This window comes from Rhodococcus baikonurensis (assembly GCF_040489275.1).
Taxonomy (GTDB): Bacteria; Actinomycetota; Actinomycetes; order Mycobacteriales; family Mycobacteriaceae; genus Rhodococcus_F; species Rhodococcus_F baikonurensis.
In genome coordinates, this window is the sequence record NZ_JBEUOQ010000006.1 from 105,788 (window position 1) to 119,547 (window position 13,760).

The following is a 13,760-nucleotide window of genomic DNA, read 5'->3' on the forward strand; positions in this document are numbered from 1 at the left end:
ACAGTCAATCAGCAACAAACAATGTGCAGCATTATTTCGTGTAGCCCGTTCGAGGCAACCGTGTAAGAGTAACCGCTTCCGGCCCGAATGGCCAAACCGCCCGGTAGTCACGGTTGCGCCGAAGCGTCGGACTACCCTCGACTGCACCGATCGCCGATCTCGTTTTCGTCGCGGTCAGTCAGTCGTCAGTCTTTCCGTCGTGGAAGGGAACCGTCAGTGGGGGAAGTGCAACGCGTCGCCGGTGAAGTGGAATCCGTCGCGGACGGCCATCTGCTGCGGCGCTGGGCCCGTCGGGCGGTCGACAGCCTCCAGAAACGTCGTGGAGAGATCAACAGCCTCAACGTCTTTCCCATCCCTGATTCGGATACCGGCACCAACCTGTTGTTCACGATGCGAGCTGCCCTCGATTCCGCCGAGACGATCGAGGACGACGTCCGCAGTGCCGGTCGCGTCGCCAACGCTCTGGCTCGGGGCGCGGTATCGGGTGCCAGGGGCAATTCCGGAGTGATCTTGTCCCAGGTGATCCGGGGCATTGCCGAGAGCGTCCACGGCGAGCACATCGACGGCCGCAGCTTTGCGAACTCGCTGACAACGGCGACGGCGCTGGCCTCTCGGGCTGTCTCCGATCTGGTGGAAGGCACCATCGTCACGGTTTTGCGCGCGTCGGGGGAGGCGGCGCAGGAGTGCGTCGACACCAGGACGCCGAGTGGCGAGGACCTTGCTTCCGTGGTTGCCGCCGCTGCCGATGCGGCTGCGGTCGCGTTGAACAAGACCCCGGAGCAACTGGACGTTCTGGCCTCCGCCGGTGTGGTCGATGCCGGGGGATTCGGACTCGTTCTGATTCTCGACGCATTTGTCGAGGTGGTGACCGGGAAAGCGCAGGTTCGCGAGGATCTGGGGACGCCGGACCCGAAGTCGAGCGCAGTTGTCGACGTCAGCGCTTTCGATCACGATTGGGCTCACAAGAGCCCGATCGAATGCGGTGATCACTCGGAACAGGATTTCGAGGTCATGTACCTCGTCGACGACTCGGACGACGATCGCATGACGGCGCTGCGCACGCGGCTGTCCGTCCTCGGGGATTCGACGGTCATCGTCAGCGACGGCTTCGGTGGCTGGTCGGTGCACGTGCATTGCTGCGATGCCGGCGCTGCCGTCGAGGCAGGTCTCGAGGCCGGGAAGGTACACGGTATTCGCATCAGCAGTTTTCTCGTCGACGAACGAGACCAGCTGGTGGCACGGGCGGAGAGGCGATTCCCCGGCGCCGGCGCGCGCGGCGTACTGGCTGTCGTTGCCGGTGACAGTGCGGCGGCGTTGTTCGAGAGTGAGGGCGCGACGGTTCTTCGGTGCGACGACGCGCCGGTGACACGCGCGCAACTGCTCGGCCGCATCCGTCAGATGGAGCGAAGCGAAGTTCTGGTGCTTCCGAACGGAGCTTTGACCGCTCAGGAACTGGTCGCAGTCAGTGCCGCTGCCCGCGATCCGCTTCACCAGGTTCTGCTGCTGTCGACATCGTCGATGGTCCAGGGCCTGGCGGCCCTCGCCGTTCACGACGCTCAGCGCAACGTCGCCGACGACGGCTTCACGATGTCCGAGGCCGCAGCTGCGACTCGCTGGGGATCGCTGCGCATTGCCGTCGAACGCTCGCTGACGTACGTCGGGACCTGTGACCCGGGTGACGCGATCGGTCTGATGGGGCACGAGGTGGTGCTCATCGGACCCGACGTCGCGGAGTCGAGTGCGAGACTGGTCGACCTTGCGCTCGGATCCGGTGGCGAACTCGTGACCCTACTCATGGGTGCGGACGCGCCGGACGACCTGGCCGGGCAACTCGAGGCACACGTGACCGCGCATCACCCGGGCGTCGACGTGCTCGTCTATCAGGGCGATCAGCCGGGTGACCTGTTCCAGTTGGGTGTGGAGTGATCGAACCGGGTCTGTCGGTGACTACTGATATACGAACACATGTGCTTACCGCGACACTGTGCTGGAGGAACTGATGGCGACGCTCGCCGACCCGCTCGATCGGCTGCTGGGAAAGAAGACCGCGGACGCGCTCGACGAGGCTTTCGAGATCCGGACGGTCGAGGACCTGCTGCGTCACTATCCACATCGGTACGCGTCGGCAGGCAAGGAACTTGCCGAGAAGGAGCCGCCCGAGGGTGAGCACATCACCATCATCGCGCGGGTGGCGTCGGCGGCCGTCGTGAAGATGAAGAACCGTCCGGGGCAGATGTTGCGAGTATCGCTGGCCACTGATTCGCAGACCGTCGACGTCACGTTCTTCAACCCGCAGAAGGTGCGGCACGTCATCAAGCCCGGCGTGCGGGCGATGTTCTCCGGGACGGTGAAGTACTTCCGCGGCAAGTGGTCTCTCACTCATCCGAGCTACCTGATCCTGCCGGAACCTCGTGTCGGCGAGGAGGATTCGGTGGTTCCCTTGGCGTCTATCAAGGGAGCCGGTGACCTTGCGGGCCTGGCTCGCGCAAATCAGGATCCCGGCGCCGAACTCGATCTGTCCGTCTTCGACCGCGCATTGATCCCGCTGTATCCGGCGACCCGCGAGGTCGAGAGTTGGACCATCATGCGGTGCGTGCGGCAAGTACTCGACCAACTCGATCCGATCGAGGAGCCGTTACCTGACGAGACCAGGGCGGAACACGGATTCATCGGTTTGGACGAGGCGCTGCGTACCGTTCACCTCCCGGATACCAAGGAAGACATCGAACGAGCACAGGATCGTCTGCGTTTCGACGAGGCGCTGTCTCTGCAGTTGGTCCTCGCGATGCGTCGTCACGACAACTCCGAGCGTGTGGCTCCGGCCTGCGCTCCGGTTGCCGGCGGGATCGCGGATCAGTTCGAGGAGATGCTCCCGTTCACTCTGACGGAGGGACAGCAAGCAGTCGCCGAGGAGATCTCCGGCGACCTCGCCCGCCCACACCCGATGAGCCGGCTTCTCCAAGGCGAGGTCGGGTCAGGCAAGACGATCGTGGCTCTGCGCGCGATGCTGCAGGTCGTCGATGCGGGGTATCAGTGCGCGTTGCTCGCACCCACCGAGGTCCTGGCAAACCAGCACGCGCGATCACTGCGCAAGATGATGGGCCCGCTGGCCGCAGGCGGTGAGCTCGGTTCGGCGGAACATTCCACCCGGATCGCCCTTTTGACCGGCTCGCTGCCTGTGGCTGCGAAGCGCGCAGCGCTGCTCGAAGCCGTGACCGGCGACGCCGGGATCGTCATCGGTACCCATGCACTCATTCAGGACAACGTGGAGTTCTTCAACCTCGGCATGGTTGTGGTCGACGAGCAGCACCGCTTCGGCGTCGAGCAACGTGATCAATTGCGATCACGTGCCCGCGAAGGACTGAGTCCGCATCTGCTGGTGATGACGGCAACGCCGATTCCGCGAACCATCGCCATGACGGTGCTCGGCGACCTCGAGGTATCGACCCTGCGAGAGCTTCCGCGTGGGCGAACCCCGATCAAGAGCAGTGTCGTGCCCGCGAAGCAGAAGCCGCAGTGGGTGGATCGGGCATGGGAACGAATCCGTGAGGACGTCGCGGACGGTCGTCAGGCGTATGTCGTGTGCTCGCGGATCGGCGACGGTGAGCAGGGTGCCGGTGAGGACCAGTTCACCGAGGAGAAGCAGCCGGAGACCAAGTCGGCGGTCGACGTCTTCGAGGAGCTGTCGAGCGGCCCGCTGGCCGACCTGCGAGTGGGGTTACTGCACGGTCGACTGCCTTCCGACGAAAAAGACGTCGTGATGAGCGCGTTCAACGTCGGTGACATAGACGTCCTTGTCTGTACGACCGTTGTCGAAGTCGGTGTCGACGTTCCGAACGCGACGGTGATGGTGATCGTCGACGCCGAGCGGTTCGGCGTCAGTCAGCTCCATCAGCTGCGCGGACGAGTCGGTCGAGGCAAACACCAGGGACTGTGCATCCTCGTCACCGGAAGCAATCCCGGCGGACCGGCGTACGAGCGGCTCTCGGCGGTGGCAGCGACCAACGACGGGTTCGAACTGGCTCAACTCGACCTCGCGACCAGACGTGAAGGAGACATCCTCGGTGCGGCGCAGTCGGGCACAACCTCGAATCTGCGACTGCTTTCCCTCATGGCCCACGGGGACATCCTCGAGTCCGCCAGGGAGTTCGCTCAGGGAATCGTCGACTCCGATCCGTCGCTCGAGGGTCATCCCGCCCTCGCTTCCATGGTGACCGCTGCCCTGGACTCCGACCGGATCGAGTACCTCGAGAAGTCGTGACGGGTATGACGACAAGCTGAAATCGAATAGCACGAGGACCGCCGGGTTGGTTTCTCGATTCAGTCCGAAATATGAGACTCCGCATGTAGACGCAAGATGAAATCGGGGTAGTTTTCTCGAATGTTCTCCAAAGTGCTCGTCGCGAACCGCGGCGAAATTGCGATCCGTGCCTTCCGCGCCGCCTACGAACTAGGTGCCGGAACCGTCGCGGTGTTCCCGTACGAGGATCGGAACTCGATCCACCGTCTCAAGGCAGACGAGAGCTACCAGATCGGGGAGAAGGGTCACCCCGTTCGCGCCTATCTCTCGGTCGAGGAAATCGTCGCCGCCGCCAAGAGCGCCGGAGCCGACGCCATCTACCCCGGTTACGGCTTCCTCTCCGAGAACCCGGATCTGTCGGCGGCGTGCGCCGAGGCAGGCATCAAGTTCGTCGGCCCGTCCGCCGAGATCCTCGAGTTGACTGGTAACAAGGCTCGGGCCATCGCAGCGGCAAAGGCTGCCGGCTTGCCGGTGCTCGCGTCCTCGGAGCCGTCAGCGGACATCGACGAGTTGCTCGCGGCCGCCGAGGACATGACCTTCCCGATCTTCGTCAAGGCTGTCGCAGGCGGCGGTGGACGCGGAATGCGCCGCGTTGCGGAGCGCTCACAACTCAAGGAAGCGATCGAAGCCGCAGCGCGCGAAGCGGAATCGGCCTTCGGCGATTCGACGGTCTTCCTCGAGCAGGCCGTCATCGACCCCCGCCACATCGAGGTGCAGATCCTCGCCGACGAGCAGGGCAACGTCATCCACCTCTTCGAGCGTGACTGCTCGCTGCAGCGTCGCCACCAGAAGGTGATCGAGCTCGCTCCGGCGCCCAATCTCTCGGAAGAGTTGCGCGCCAAGATCTGTGCCGACGCCGTCGCCTTCGCGAAGGAGATCGGGTACACGTGCGCGGGCACCGTCGAGTTCCTTCTCGACAAGCGCGGCAACCACGTCTTCATCGAGATGAACCCGCGAATTCAGGTGGAGCACACCGTCACCGAAGAAGTGACGGACGTGGACCTCGTCCAGTCGCAGCTCAAGATCGCGTCCGGTTCGACGCTTGCAGAACTTGGTCTGTCACAGGACACGATCAAGCTCCGCGGCGCCGCACTGCAGTGCCGCATCACGACCGAGGATCCGGCCAACGGATTCCGCCCCGACACGGGCCGCATCACCGCGTACCGCACCCCGGGCGGAGCCGGTATCCGACTCGACGGCGGCGCCACGCTCGGAGCCGAGGTCGGAGCGTACTTCGACTCGATGCTGGTCAAGCTCACCTGCCGTGGTCGCGACCTCGAAGCCGCTGTCGCGAGGGCTCGCCGCGCGGTCACCGAGTTCCGCATTCGTGGCGTCTCGACCAACATTCCGTTCCTGCAGGCGGTTCTCGACGACCCGGACTTCCGTGCCGGACGCGTGACGACCTCCTTCATCGAGGAACGTCCGCAGCTGCTGACCCTGCGTTCCTCCGCCGACCGAGGCACCAAGATCCTGACCTACCTCGCCGACGTGACGGTCAACAAGCCGCACGGTGAGCGACCCTCGGCGGTGTACCCGCAGGACAAGCTGCCCAAGATCGATCTTTCGACGCCTCCTCCTGCCGGTAGCCGTCAGCGCCTGCTCGAACTCGGACCCGAAGGTTTCGCGAAGGCACTGCGCGAACAGAAGGCCGTGGGCGTCACCGACACCACCTTCCGCGACGCGCACCAGTCGTTGTTGGCCACGCGAGTTCGAACCAGCGGACTGCTCGGAGTTGCCGGGCACGTTGCCCGGCTGACTCCGGAACTGCTCTCGATCGAAGCCTGGGGCGGCGCCACTTACGATGTGGGACTTCGCTTCCTGCACGAGGATCCGTGGTACCGGCTCGCCGCACTGCGCGAGGCGATTCCCAACATCTGCCTCCAGATGCTTCTTCGCGGTCGAAACACGGTGGGCTACACGCCGTATCCCGAAAAGGTCACGCGCGCATTCGTTCAGGAAGCCACGGACACCGGCATCGACATCTTCCGAATCTTCGACGCGCTCAACAACGTCGACCAGATGCGCCCTGCCATCGACGCGGTGCGTGAGACCGGAACGGCCCTCGCCGAGGTGGCGTTGAGCTACACCGGTGATCTGTCGGATCCGAACGAAACTCTGTACACGCTCGACTACTACCTGAAGCTGGCCGAAGAGATCGTCGACGCCGGTGCTCACGTGCTCGCGATCAAGGACATGGCAGGCCTGCTGCGTGCTCCGGCGGCTACCAAGCTGGTGACGGCTCTACGCAGCAACTTCGATCTGCCGGTTCACGTTCACACACACGACACTCCCGGTGGACAGTTGGCCACGTACTTCGCAGCATGGCAGGCGGGCGCCGACGCGGTCGACGGTGCTTCCGCGGCACTGGCCGGAACCACCAGCCAGCCTGCTCTCTCGGCCATCGTTGCCGCCGCTGCGCACTCCGAGTTCGACACCGGGCTGAACCTGCAGAACGTGTGCGACCTCGAGCCGTACTGGGAGGCGCTGCGAAAGGTGTACGCGCCGTTCGAATCCGGACTGCCGGCACCGACGGGACGCGTGTACACGCACGAGATTCCGGGCGGCCAACTCTCCAATCTCCGGACCCAGGCCGTTGCTCTGGGTCTTGGCGACCGGTTCGAAGAGGTCGAAGCCAAGTACGCCGACGCAGACCGCATGCTCGGGCACCTTGTGAAGGTGACGCCGTCGTCGAAGGTCGTCGGCGACCTCGCGCTCCATCTTGTCGGCGCCGGCGTGCCTTCGGAGGAGTTCGCCGCAGATCCGGCGAAGTTCGACATCCCCGACTCCGTGGTGGGCTTCCTGCGCGGTGAACTCGGTACGCCTCCCGGTGGCTGGCCGGAACCGTTCCGCAGCAAGGCCCTCGAAGGACGTGGCCAGGCCAAGCCGGAAGCGACGCTCTCCGCCGAGGACGAGGTGCTGCTCGAGGGCTCGTCGAAGGACCGTCAGGCGACGCTGAACCGTCTGCTGTTCCCCGGCCCGACAAAGGAATTCCTCGAGCACCGCGAGAAGTACGGTGACACGTCGCGGCTTTCGGCAAACCAGTTCTTCTACGGGTTGCGGCGCGGCGACGAGCACCGCGTCGAGTTGGCTCCCGGCGTGGAGCTGATCATCGGCCTCGAAGCGATCTCCGAGCCCGACGAGCGCGGCTACCGCACTGTCATGTGCATCCTGAACGGCCAGCTGCGCCCGGTCTCGATCCGTGATCGCTCCATTGCCAGTGATGTACCGGTGGCGGAGAAGGCCGACAAGAACAACCCGGGCCACGTGGCGGCGCCGTTCGCGGGTGTCGTGACGCTCGCGGTGAAGGAAGGCCAGAAGATCGAGGCCGGCGACACCGTGGCCACGATCGAAGCGATGAAGATGGAAGCGGCGATCACCTCGCCGCGCGCCGGCGTCGTATCGCGGATCGCGATCAGCGCCGTCCAACAGGTCGAGGGCGGAGACCTGCTGGTAGTCGTCTCGACGGGGGAGAGCGCCGCAGAGTGACACGCATCATCTCGGGACTCGCGGGCGGTCGACGCCTGCGAGTCCCGCCGAGCGGCACCCGTCCCACGTCGGATCGGGTTCGCGAGGCGCTGTTCAGTGCTCTCGAAGCGCGCATCGATCTCGAAGGGTGCGCGGTTCTCGACCTCTTCGCGGGTTCGGGTGCTCTGGGCCTCGAAGCGCTCTCGCGGGGGGCCGAGCACGTCGTTCTCGTGGAATCGGATGCCAAGGCTGCTGCCGTCATCAAGGCGAACATCGGCACTGTCGCGTTGCCGGGAGCGACGGTTCGCGCCGCTCCGGTCGCGGCCGTGGTCTCGGGTCCGAGCGCCCGTGAATACGACATCGTGATCGCGGACCCGCCGTACGCGGTGACCGACGATGCCGTCGTGTCCATGCTCACTGATCTGCAGGCCAACAAATGGGTGGGGGAGGGCACGATCGTCGTACTCGAACGTTCGTCGCGCTCGCCGGAGACCGTGTGGCCGCAGGGCTACGAGCCGATCAAGGCCAAGAACTACGGTGAAGCCCGCATCGAGCTGGCCACCTGCTACGGTCTGGACTCATGACTGGCGCCGTCTGCCCCGGATCCTTCGACCCCGTGACCAACGGTCACCTCGACGTAATCGGAAGAGTTGCTGCGCAATTCGACGAGGTCGTGGTCACCGTGCTGATCAACAAGAGCAAGCGTGGCATGTTCACGATCGACGAGCGGATCGAGATGCTCGAAGACGCGACGAGTCACCTGCCCAACGTTCGCGTCACGTCGTGGCACGGACTGCTGGTCGACTATGCGAAACAAGAAGGCCTCAGCGCGATCGTCAAGGGTCTGCGCGGCGCGAACGACTTCGATTACGAGCTGCAGATGGCTCAGATGAATCAGAAGCTCACGGGCGTCGACACACTGTTCGTCGCCACGAATCCGACGTACAGCTACCTGTCGAGTTCTCTGGTGAAGGAAGTCGCGACCTTCGGCGGCGACGTCTCCGACATGTTGCCTGCCAAGGTGCATTCTCGGCTACTCGCGCGTATCGCCGAGCGAGCAGCCGAAAACAGCTGATCCCCGACACACCGACCACGACGACACCCCGTTGGCTGTTCTTCCGGCAAACTTGGACAGGAACGGGCACAGGTCCGAGTGGACCGGTGACGATGTGGGCCGATTTCGGCCGGTAGAGATTGGGGTTGCTTGTGTACCGCGTATTCGAGGCACTGGACGAACTGGTCGCAATTGTCGAAGAGGCGCGCGGTGTTCCCATGACCGCGGGGTGTGTTGTGCCTCGCGGTGACGTACTCGAGCTGCTCGACGACGTCCGGGACGCAATTCCGAGTGAGCTGGACGACGCTCAGGACGTCCTCGATCATCGGGACAAATTGGTCGGTGACGCGCGAGCAACCGCCGAGAAGACGGTCAGCAGTGCCAATGCCGAGGCAACGTCGACTGTCGAGAATGCACGCGACGACGCCGACCGGATTCTGTCCGATGCCAAGGCTCAGGCCGATCGCATGGTTGCCGAAGCACGTGCACACGCCGATCAGTTGGTCGAGGACGCCGAGGCAGAAGCGGAACGGACCGTCACCGACGGCCGTCGTGAGTACGACGCCGTCACCGGCCGGGCGCGTGCCGAGGCCGATCGGATGATCGAGTCCGGCCAGGCATCGTACGAGCATTCGGTGGCGGAGGGAACGGCAGAGCAGGCTCGTCTGGTGTCGCAGACCGAGGTAGTCCAGTCAGCTCACGCGGAATCCGCGCGAGTGATCGATGCCGCTCACGCGGAGTCCGACAGGATGCGTTCGGAGTGTGACCTGTACGTCGACACCAAATTGGCCGAATTCGAAGAGTTCCTCACCGGAACCGTTCGATCGGTCGGGCGTGGTCGCCAACAGCTTCGTACGGGTTCGGGAGTTCCCGATTACCAGGACGACGATCGTCGTTCGGAGCGTCGTCGCTAGAGCGAACGAGACAGTCGAAGGTGGGTCGTCCGATATGGGGCGGCCCACTTTTTCGTGGACGGAATTGGGATTTGCCTTGTCGCTGCCGTATTGTGGAGTGGTTGCCCATACCAGTTTCAACAGTTAGGTGAGTTCTCTTTGTCAACGCATCGTCGTAGTTCGTCGCATCAGTCAAGTGATGCGGGATTTTTGCTGGACACGGTCAAGCTCGGTCGTCGTCCAGGGTCGATGCGTACCGTCGAGAGAACAATTCAGTCCCCGAACCGTATCGGTCTCGATCTGATCGCGATCGAAGCGGGCGCGGACATAGATCTCGATCTTCGTCTCGAAGCAGTGTCCGAAGGTGTTCTCGTCACCGGAAACGTGCATGCACCCACCAAGGGTGAATGCTCGCGGTGCCTCGAACCTTTCACCGACACCGTGGACATCTATCTCACGGAGTTGTTCGCATACCCGGACAGCACCACCGAGGAGACGACGGAAGAGGGAGAGGTCTACGCGGTCGAAGACGACGAAATCGACCTCGAACCGGTCATCGTCGATGCAGTCGGGCTGGCGCTTCCGCTCCAGCCTCTGTGCAGTGACGATTGCCTGGGATTGTGCTCAGAATGTGGCATTCGCCTGGCGATTGCGGAATCTGGGCATGGGCATGACATACTTGATCCTCGCTGGGCTGGTCTCGCGGCCAAATTTGGCGTGGAATCAAACACCAGCGAAAATCTTGTGATCACCGAAGCCGAGGAGAAGTAGAAGTGGCTGTCCCCAAGCGCAAAATGTCGCGATCCAACACGCGGTCGCGTCGTAGCCAGTGGAAGACCACTGTGCCCACCCTCGTTACCTGCCCCAACCGTGGCTGTGGCGAGCAGACCCTTCCCCACATCGCATGCCCGTCATGCGGTACTTACAAGGGCCGCCAGGTAACCGCTGCTGTCTAGTTCTCCCCGGAGAAAGACTATGACGAGCGAAAATACAGTTTCAGCCGCCGGCGGCGAGGGCAATCACGACAAGCTCCTCGCCGCTGTCGGCGTAGATATAGAGCCCGGTCTTCTGACCCTGGCTCTCACGCACCGCTCGTACGCGTACGAGAACGGCGGACTGCCCACGAACGAGCGCCTCGAGTTTCTCGGGGATTCCGTTCTCGGCGTCACGGTGACCGAAAATCTCTATCTGTCCCACCCGGACAAATCCGAAGGTGATCTGGCGAAGATTCGTGCCAGCGTGGTCAACATGCATGCACTCGCCGAGGTTGCCAGGACTCTGGGTGAAGGTGGACTCGGAGCGCACCTGCTGCTGGGTAAGGGTGAGGAAATGACGGGTGGCCGTGACAAGCCGTCCATCCTCGCCGACGGTATGGAGTCGATTCTCGGCGCCATCCACCTGCAGCACGGCATCGAGACCGCGCGACGCGTTGTTCTCGATCTGTTCGACGATCTACTTACTCGCGCACCGCTTCTGGGCGCGGGTCTGGATTGGAAGACGAGTCTGCAGGAACTGACCGCAGAACACGGTGCCGGAGTTCCCGTCTACGAGATCACCGCTACCGGACCCGATCACGACAAGGAATTCACGGCCACCGTTCTCATCAGTGGCAAGCCCTTGGGCGTCGGTGTCGGTCGTTCCAAGAAGGAAGCCGAGCAGAAGGCAGCAAGTTCGGCATGGAAGACGATGTCGGAGAATGCCGCTGCAACCGCAGTCGCTGCTGACGGCCCGTCTGATCTCGCCGGCTGAGTTCACTCTTGCCTGAACTTCCCGAAGTCGAAGTCGTTCGCCGCGGCCTACAGTCTCATGCTGTAGGTGCGGCGATCGAGGCCGTCGAGGTACTCCATCCCCGCGCGATCAGGCGCCACATTCTCGGTTCCGATGACTTGATCGGCCAACTCACCGGGCAGACCATCGCTTCGGCAGAGCGTCGCGGCAAGTATCTGTGGCTGGTTCTCGAGCCTGCCGGTGTCGGACTGGTGGTTCATCTCGGGATGAGCGGACAGATGTTGGTCCAGCCCCCGACAGTCGACTGGGAAAAGCACCTACGCATTCGGTTGGCCCTCGATTCCGGGGCTGATCTCCGATTCGTCGATCAGCGAACCTTCGGTGGCTGGTCGATTTCCCCCCTCGTCGAGGTCGACGGAACGATGCTGCCCGAGTCGGTGGCGCACATCGCTCGCGATCCCATGGATGCTGCGTTCGATCTCGAATCCGTCGTGAAAGTCCTGCGGGGCAAGCACACCGAGATCAAGCGCGCGATTCTCGACCAGACGGTGGTCTCCGGAATCGGAAACATCTACGCCGACGAATCATTGTGGCGAGCAAAGATTCACGGCAACCGAATCGCCGAAACGCTCACCAGGCCCAAACTTCGAGAACTGTTGACCGCGGCGCACTCGGTGATGGGCGAAGCGCTCGATCAGGGCGGTACGTCCTTCGACGCGCTGTACGTGAACGTCAACGGGGAGTCCGGCTACTTCGACCGGTCACTGTCGGCGTACGGGCAGGAGAATCTTCCGTGCCCGCGATGCGGCGCGCCGATCAAGCGTGAGAAGTTCATGAATCGATCGTCGTTCAGCTGCCCGCGGTGTCAGCCGACCCCGAGGGCACGGCGAATCGCCTAGGTCTCCCGCCCCGTCGGTTCGGCGGAGTGGCAAGATTGCGTCATGGCTGAACAGACTGCTGACAACGCTGCAACCGCCCCGGCTCACACGGAACTCTGGGTCGAGCGCACCGGAACCCGCCTCTACACCGGCAAGAGTTCGCGTGGCGCAGAGGTTCTCATCGGCTCCGAATCGGTGCCAGGAGTGTTCACACCCGGGGAACTTCTCAAGATCGCTCTGGCTGCCTGCACCGGTATGAGCTCCGACTTCCCGATCTCTCGCCGCCTCGGTGACAACTACGACGCGACGGTCCGAGTGTCCGGTGCCGCCGATCGTGAGAACGAGGTCTATCCGCAGCTCGACGAGGTTCTCGAACTCGACCTCAGCGAGTTGGATGCCGAAGCGCAGCAGCGCCTCATCACTCTCGTCGAGCGTTCCGTCGACAAGGTGTGCACGGTCGGGCGCACTCTCAAGGCCGGAACCAAGGTCACACTGTCGTTCGACACGGAAGCCTGATGTTCCGCGCGGGCAGCGTTGTCGCTGCGATCGCACTGGGTTCCGTTGTGGCGGTGAGTGCTCCGGCGCAGGCCTCGGTGCCGGCCGGCGGCTCACCCGGAGGTTGCGGTTCGTGGACGTCGAGCGTCGTGACGAGTGGTGCGGGCATGCTCGAGAATCTCGAGTTCGACGGAAACGGATCGATGGTGTTGTCGCAGTCCGCACTGATCGGGCCGGGTGCACTGCTGAAAGTGGCGCCGGACGGAACACGGACACCTTTGGTCGGTGACGTCACAGGGCCTGGCGGACTGGTCGCGCGTGACGGTTCCGTGTACTTCACCACGGGCAACTCGACTGTCTCGGGGCTGTTCGGAATCGCCGACGGCAACCTCCGCAAGGTCGACGTGGCAGACGGATCGGTGACAACGATTGCCGACGGACTGGTGATGCCGAACGGGCTTGTGTCGCTGGACGATAACCGCTTCCTCACTGCTCGCACACTCACCAGGCCGGGGCTCACGGTCGTCAACGGTGACGGAACGAGTTCGATCGTTCGTGAAGACCTCGGCACCGTCGACGGCCTCGCACGCTCCGGTTCGACGATCTACGTGACGACGACCTTCGACATGGTGACTGCCGTCCACGTCCTCGACGCAGACGATCTGAGCGGGCCGGTGCGAACGATCACGCTCCCCGGATTCGGTCCGGCAAACATGGCGGACGATCTGACCGTCGGACCGGACGGCGCGCTGTACGTCGCATTCAATGCCGGCGGCAAAGTTGTTCGCGTCGATCCGAATTCGGGATCTTCGTGTGAGATCGCCTCAGGTCTTCCGTTCACGTCCGCGGTGAAGTTCGGCGCCGGCCCGGGCTGGGATCCCAACTCGCTCTACACCACCGGATTCCTGGGTGAGGTTCACCGTCTCGAACGTGTGGCGGGCTGAATG

12 protein-coding genes are annotated in these 13,760 nt (G+C 63.6%); all 12 read left to right on the forward strand.

Annotated elements, in window-relative coordinates; translation table 11 throughout:
• Positions 1 to 216 precede the first annotated feature (216 nt).
• The 12 genes from ABWI03_RS16020 (at position 217) to ABWI03_RS16075 (ending at position 13,757) form a co-directional block, all read left to right on the forward strand.
• Positions 217 to 1,926 carry a DAK2 domain-containing protein gene (locus tag ABWI03_RS16020; protein ID WP_298780337.1) on the forward strand — a complete coding sequence of 570 codons (1,710 nt, stop codon included), beginning with the start codon at positions 217 to 219 and terminating at the stop codon, positions 1,924 to 1,926.
• Between the two features lie 73 nt (positions 1,927 to 1,999).
• Positions 2,000 to 4,261, forward strand: a complete 2,262-nt coding sequence (gene recG, locus ABWI03_RS16025) for an ATP-dependent DNA helicase RecG (RefSeq protein ID WP_095969302.1) — start codon at positions 2,000 to 2,002, stop codon at positions 4,259 to 4,261.
• 120 nt (positions 4,262 to 4,381) lie between these two features.
• The gene (locus tag ABWI03_RS16030; RefSeq protein WP_095969223.1) at positions 4,382 to 7,786 is read left to right on the forward strand and encodes a pyruvate carboxylase; all 3,405 of its coding nucleotides are present in this window, start codon (positions 4,382 to 4,384) and stop codon (positions 7,784 to 7,786) included.
• Positions 7,783 to 8,349 (forward strand): 16S rRNA (guanine(966)-N(2))-methyltransferase RsmD, encoded by a 567-nt coding sequence (gene rsmD, locus ABWI03_RS16035; RefSeq protein WP_095969224.1) that lies wholly within the window; start codon positions 7,783 to 7,785, stop codon positions 8,347 to 8,349. The genes ABWI03_RS16030 and rsmD overlap by 4 nt, the downstream gene beginning before the upstream one ends.
• A complete protein-coding gene (gene coaD / locus ABWI03_RS16040; protein WP_003942776.1) occupies positions 8,346 to 8,840 on the forward strand; it encodes a pantetheine-phosphate adenylyltransferase in 495 nt (164 codons plus the stop codon). The genes rsmD and coaD overlap by 4 nt, the downstream gene beginning before the upstream one ends.
• Before the next feature lie 131 nt (positions 8,841 to 8,971).
• Entirely contained in the window at positions 8,972 to 9,733 is a 762-nt protein-coding gene (locus ABWI03_RS16045) for a DivIVA domain-containing protein (protein ID WP_166809806.1), read from the forward strand.
• Positions 9,734 to 9,922: 189 nt separating this feature from the next.
• Positions 9,923 to 10,483, forward strand: coding sequence for a YceD family protein (locus ABWI03_RS16050; protein WP_007729319.1), 561 nt, complete (start codon positions 9,923 to 9,925; stop codon positions 10,481 to 10,483).
• Between the two features lie 2 nt (positions 10,484 to 10,485).
• Complete coding sequence (gene rpmF / locus ABWI03_RS16055) at positions 10,486 to 10,668, forward strand: 50S ribosomal protein L32 (protein WP_007729318.1); 183 nt, start codon at positions 10,486 to 10,488, stop codon at positions 10,666 to 10,668.
• A 19-nt stretch (positions 10,669 to 10,687) separates the two neighbouring features.
• Positions 10,688 to 11,461, forward strand: a complete 774-nt coding sequence (gene rnc, locus ABWI03_RS16060; RefSeq protein ID WP_124566320.1) for a ribonuclease III — start codon at positions 10,688 to 10,690, stop codon at positions 11,459 to 11,461.
• Between the two features lie 8 nt (positions 11,462 to 11,469).
• Entirely contained in the window at positions 11,470 to 12,339 is an 870-nt protein-coding gene (gene mutM / locus ABWI03_RS16065; protein WP_095969227.1) for a bifunctional DNA-formamidopyrimidine glycosylase/DNA-(apurinic or apyrimidinic site) lyase, read from the forward strand.
• Between the two features lie 42 nt (positions 12,340 to 12,381).
• Complete coding sequence (locus tag ABWI03_RS16070; protein ID WP_296555437.1) at positions 12,382 to 12,834, forward strand: OsmC family protein; 453 nt, start codon at positions 12,382 to 12,384, stop codon at positions 12,832 to 12,834.
• Positions 12,834 to 13,757 carry an SMP-30/gluconolactonase/LRE family protein gene (locus ABWI03_RS16075; protein ID WP_298780328.1) on the forward strand — a complete coding sequence of 308 codons (924 nt, stop codon included), beginning with the start codon at positions 12,834 to 12,836 and terminating at the stop codon, positions 13,755 to 13,757. The genes ABWI03_RS16070 and ABWI03_RS16075 overlap by 1 nt, the downstream gene beginning before the upstream one ends.
• Positions 13,758 to 13,760: the final 3 nt, after the last annotated feature.

Bases quoted from the DNA above. Each gene is read 5' to 3' on its own strand.
- coaD (WP_003942776.1), top strand. From the start codon at position 8,346: ATGACTGGCGCCGTCTGCCCCGGATCCTTCGACCCCGTGACCAACGGT.
- recG (WP_095969302.1), top strand. From the start codon at position 2,000: ATGGCGACGCTCGCCGACCCGCTCGATCGGCTGCTGGGAAAGAAGACC.
- ABWI03_RS16030 (WP_095969223.1), top strand. From the start codon at position 4,382: ATGTTCTCCAAAGTGCTCGTCGCGAACCGCGGCGAAATTGCGATCCGT.
- ABWI03_RS16075 (WP_298780328.1), top strand. From the start codon at position 12,834: ATGTTCCGCGCGGGCAGCGTTGTCGCTGCGATCGCACTGGGTTCCGTT.
- ABWI03_RS16070 (WP_296555437.1), top strand. From the start codon at position 12,382: ATGGCTGAACAGACTGCTGACAACGCTGCAACCGCCCCGGCTCACACG.
- rnc (WP_124566320.1), top strand. From the start codon at position 10,688: ATGACGAGCGAAAATACAGTTTCAGCCGCCGGCGGCGAGGGCAATCAC.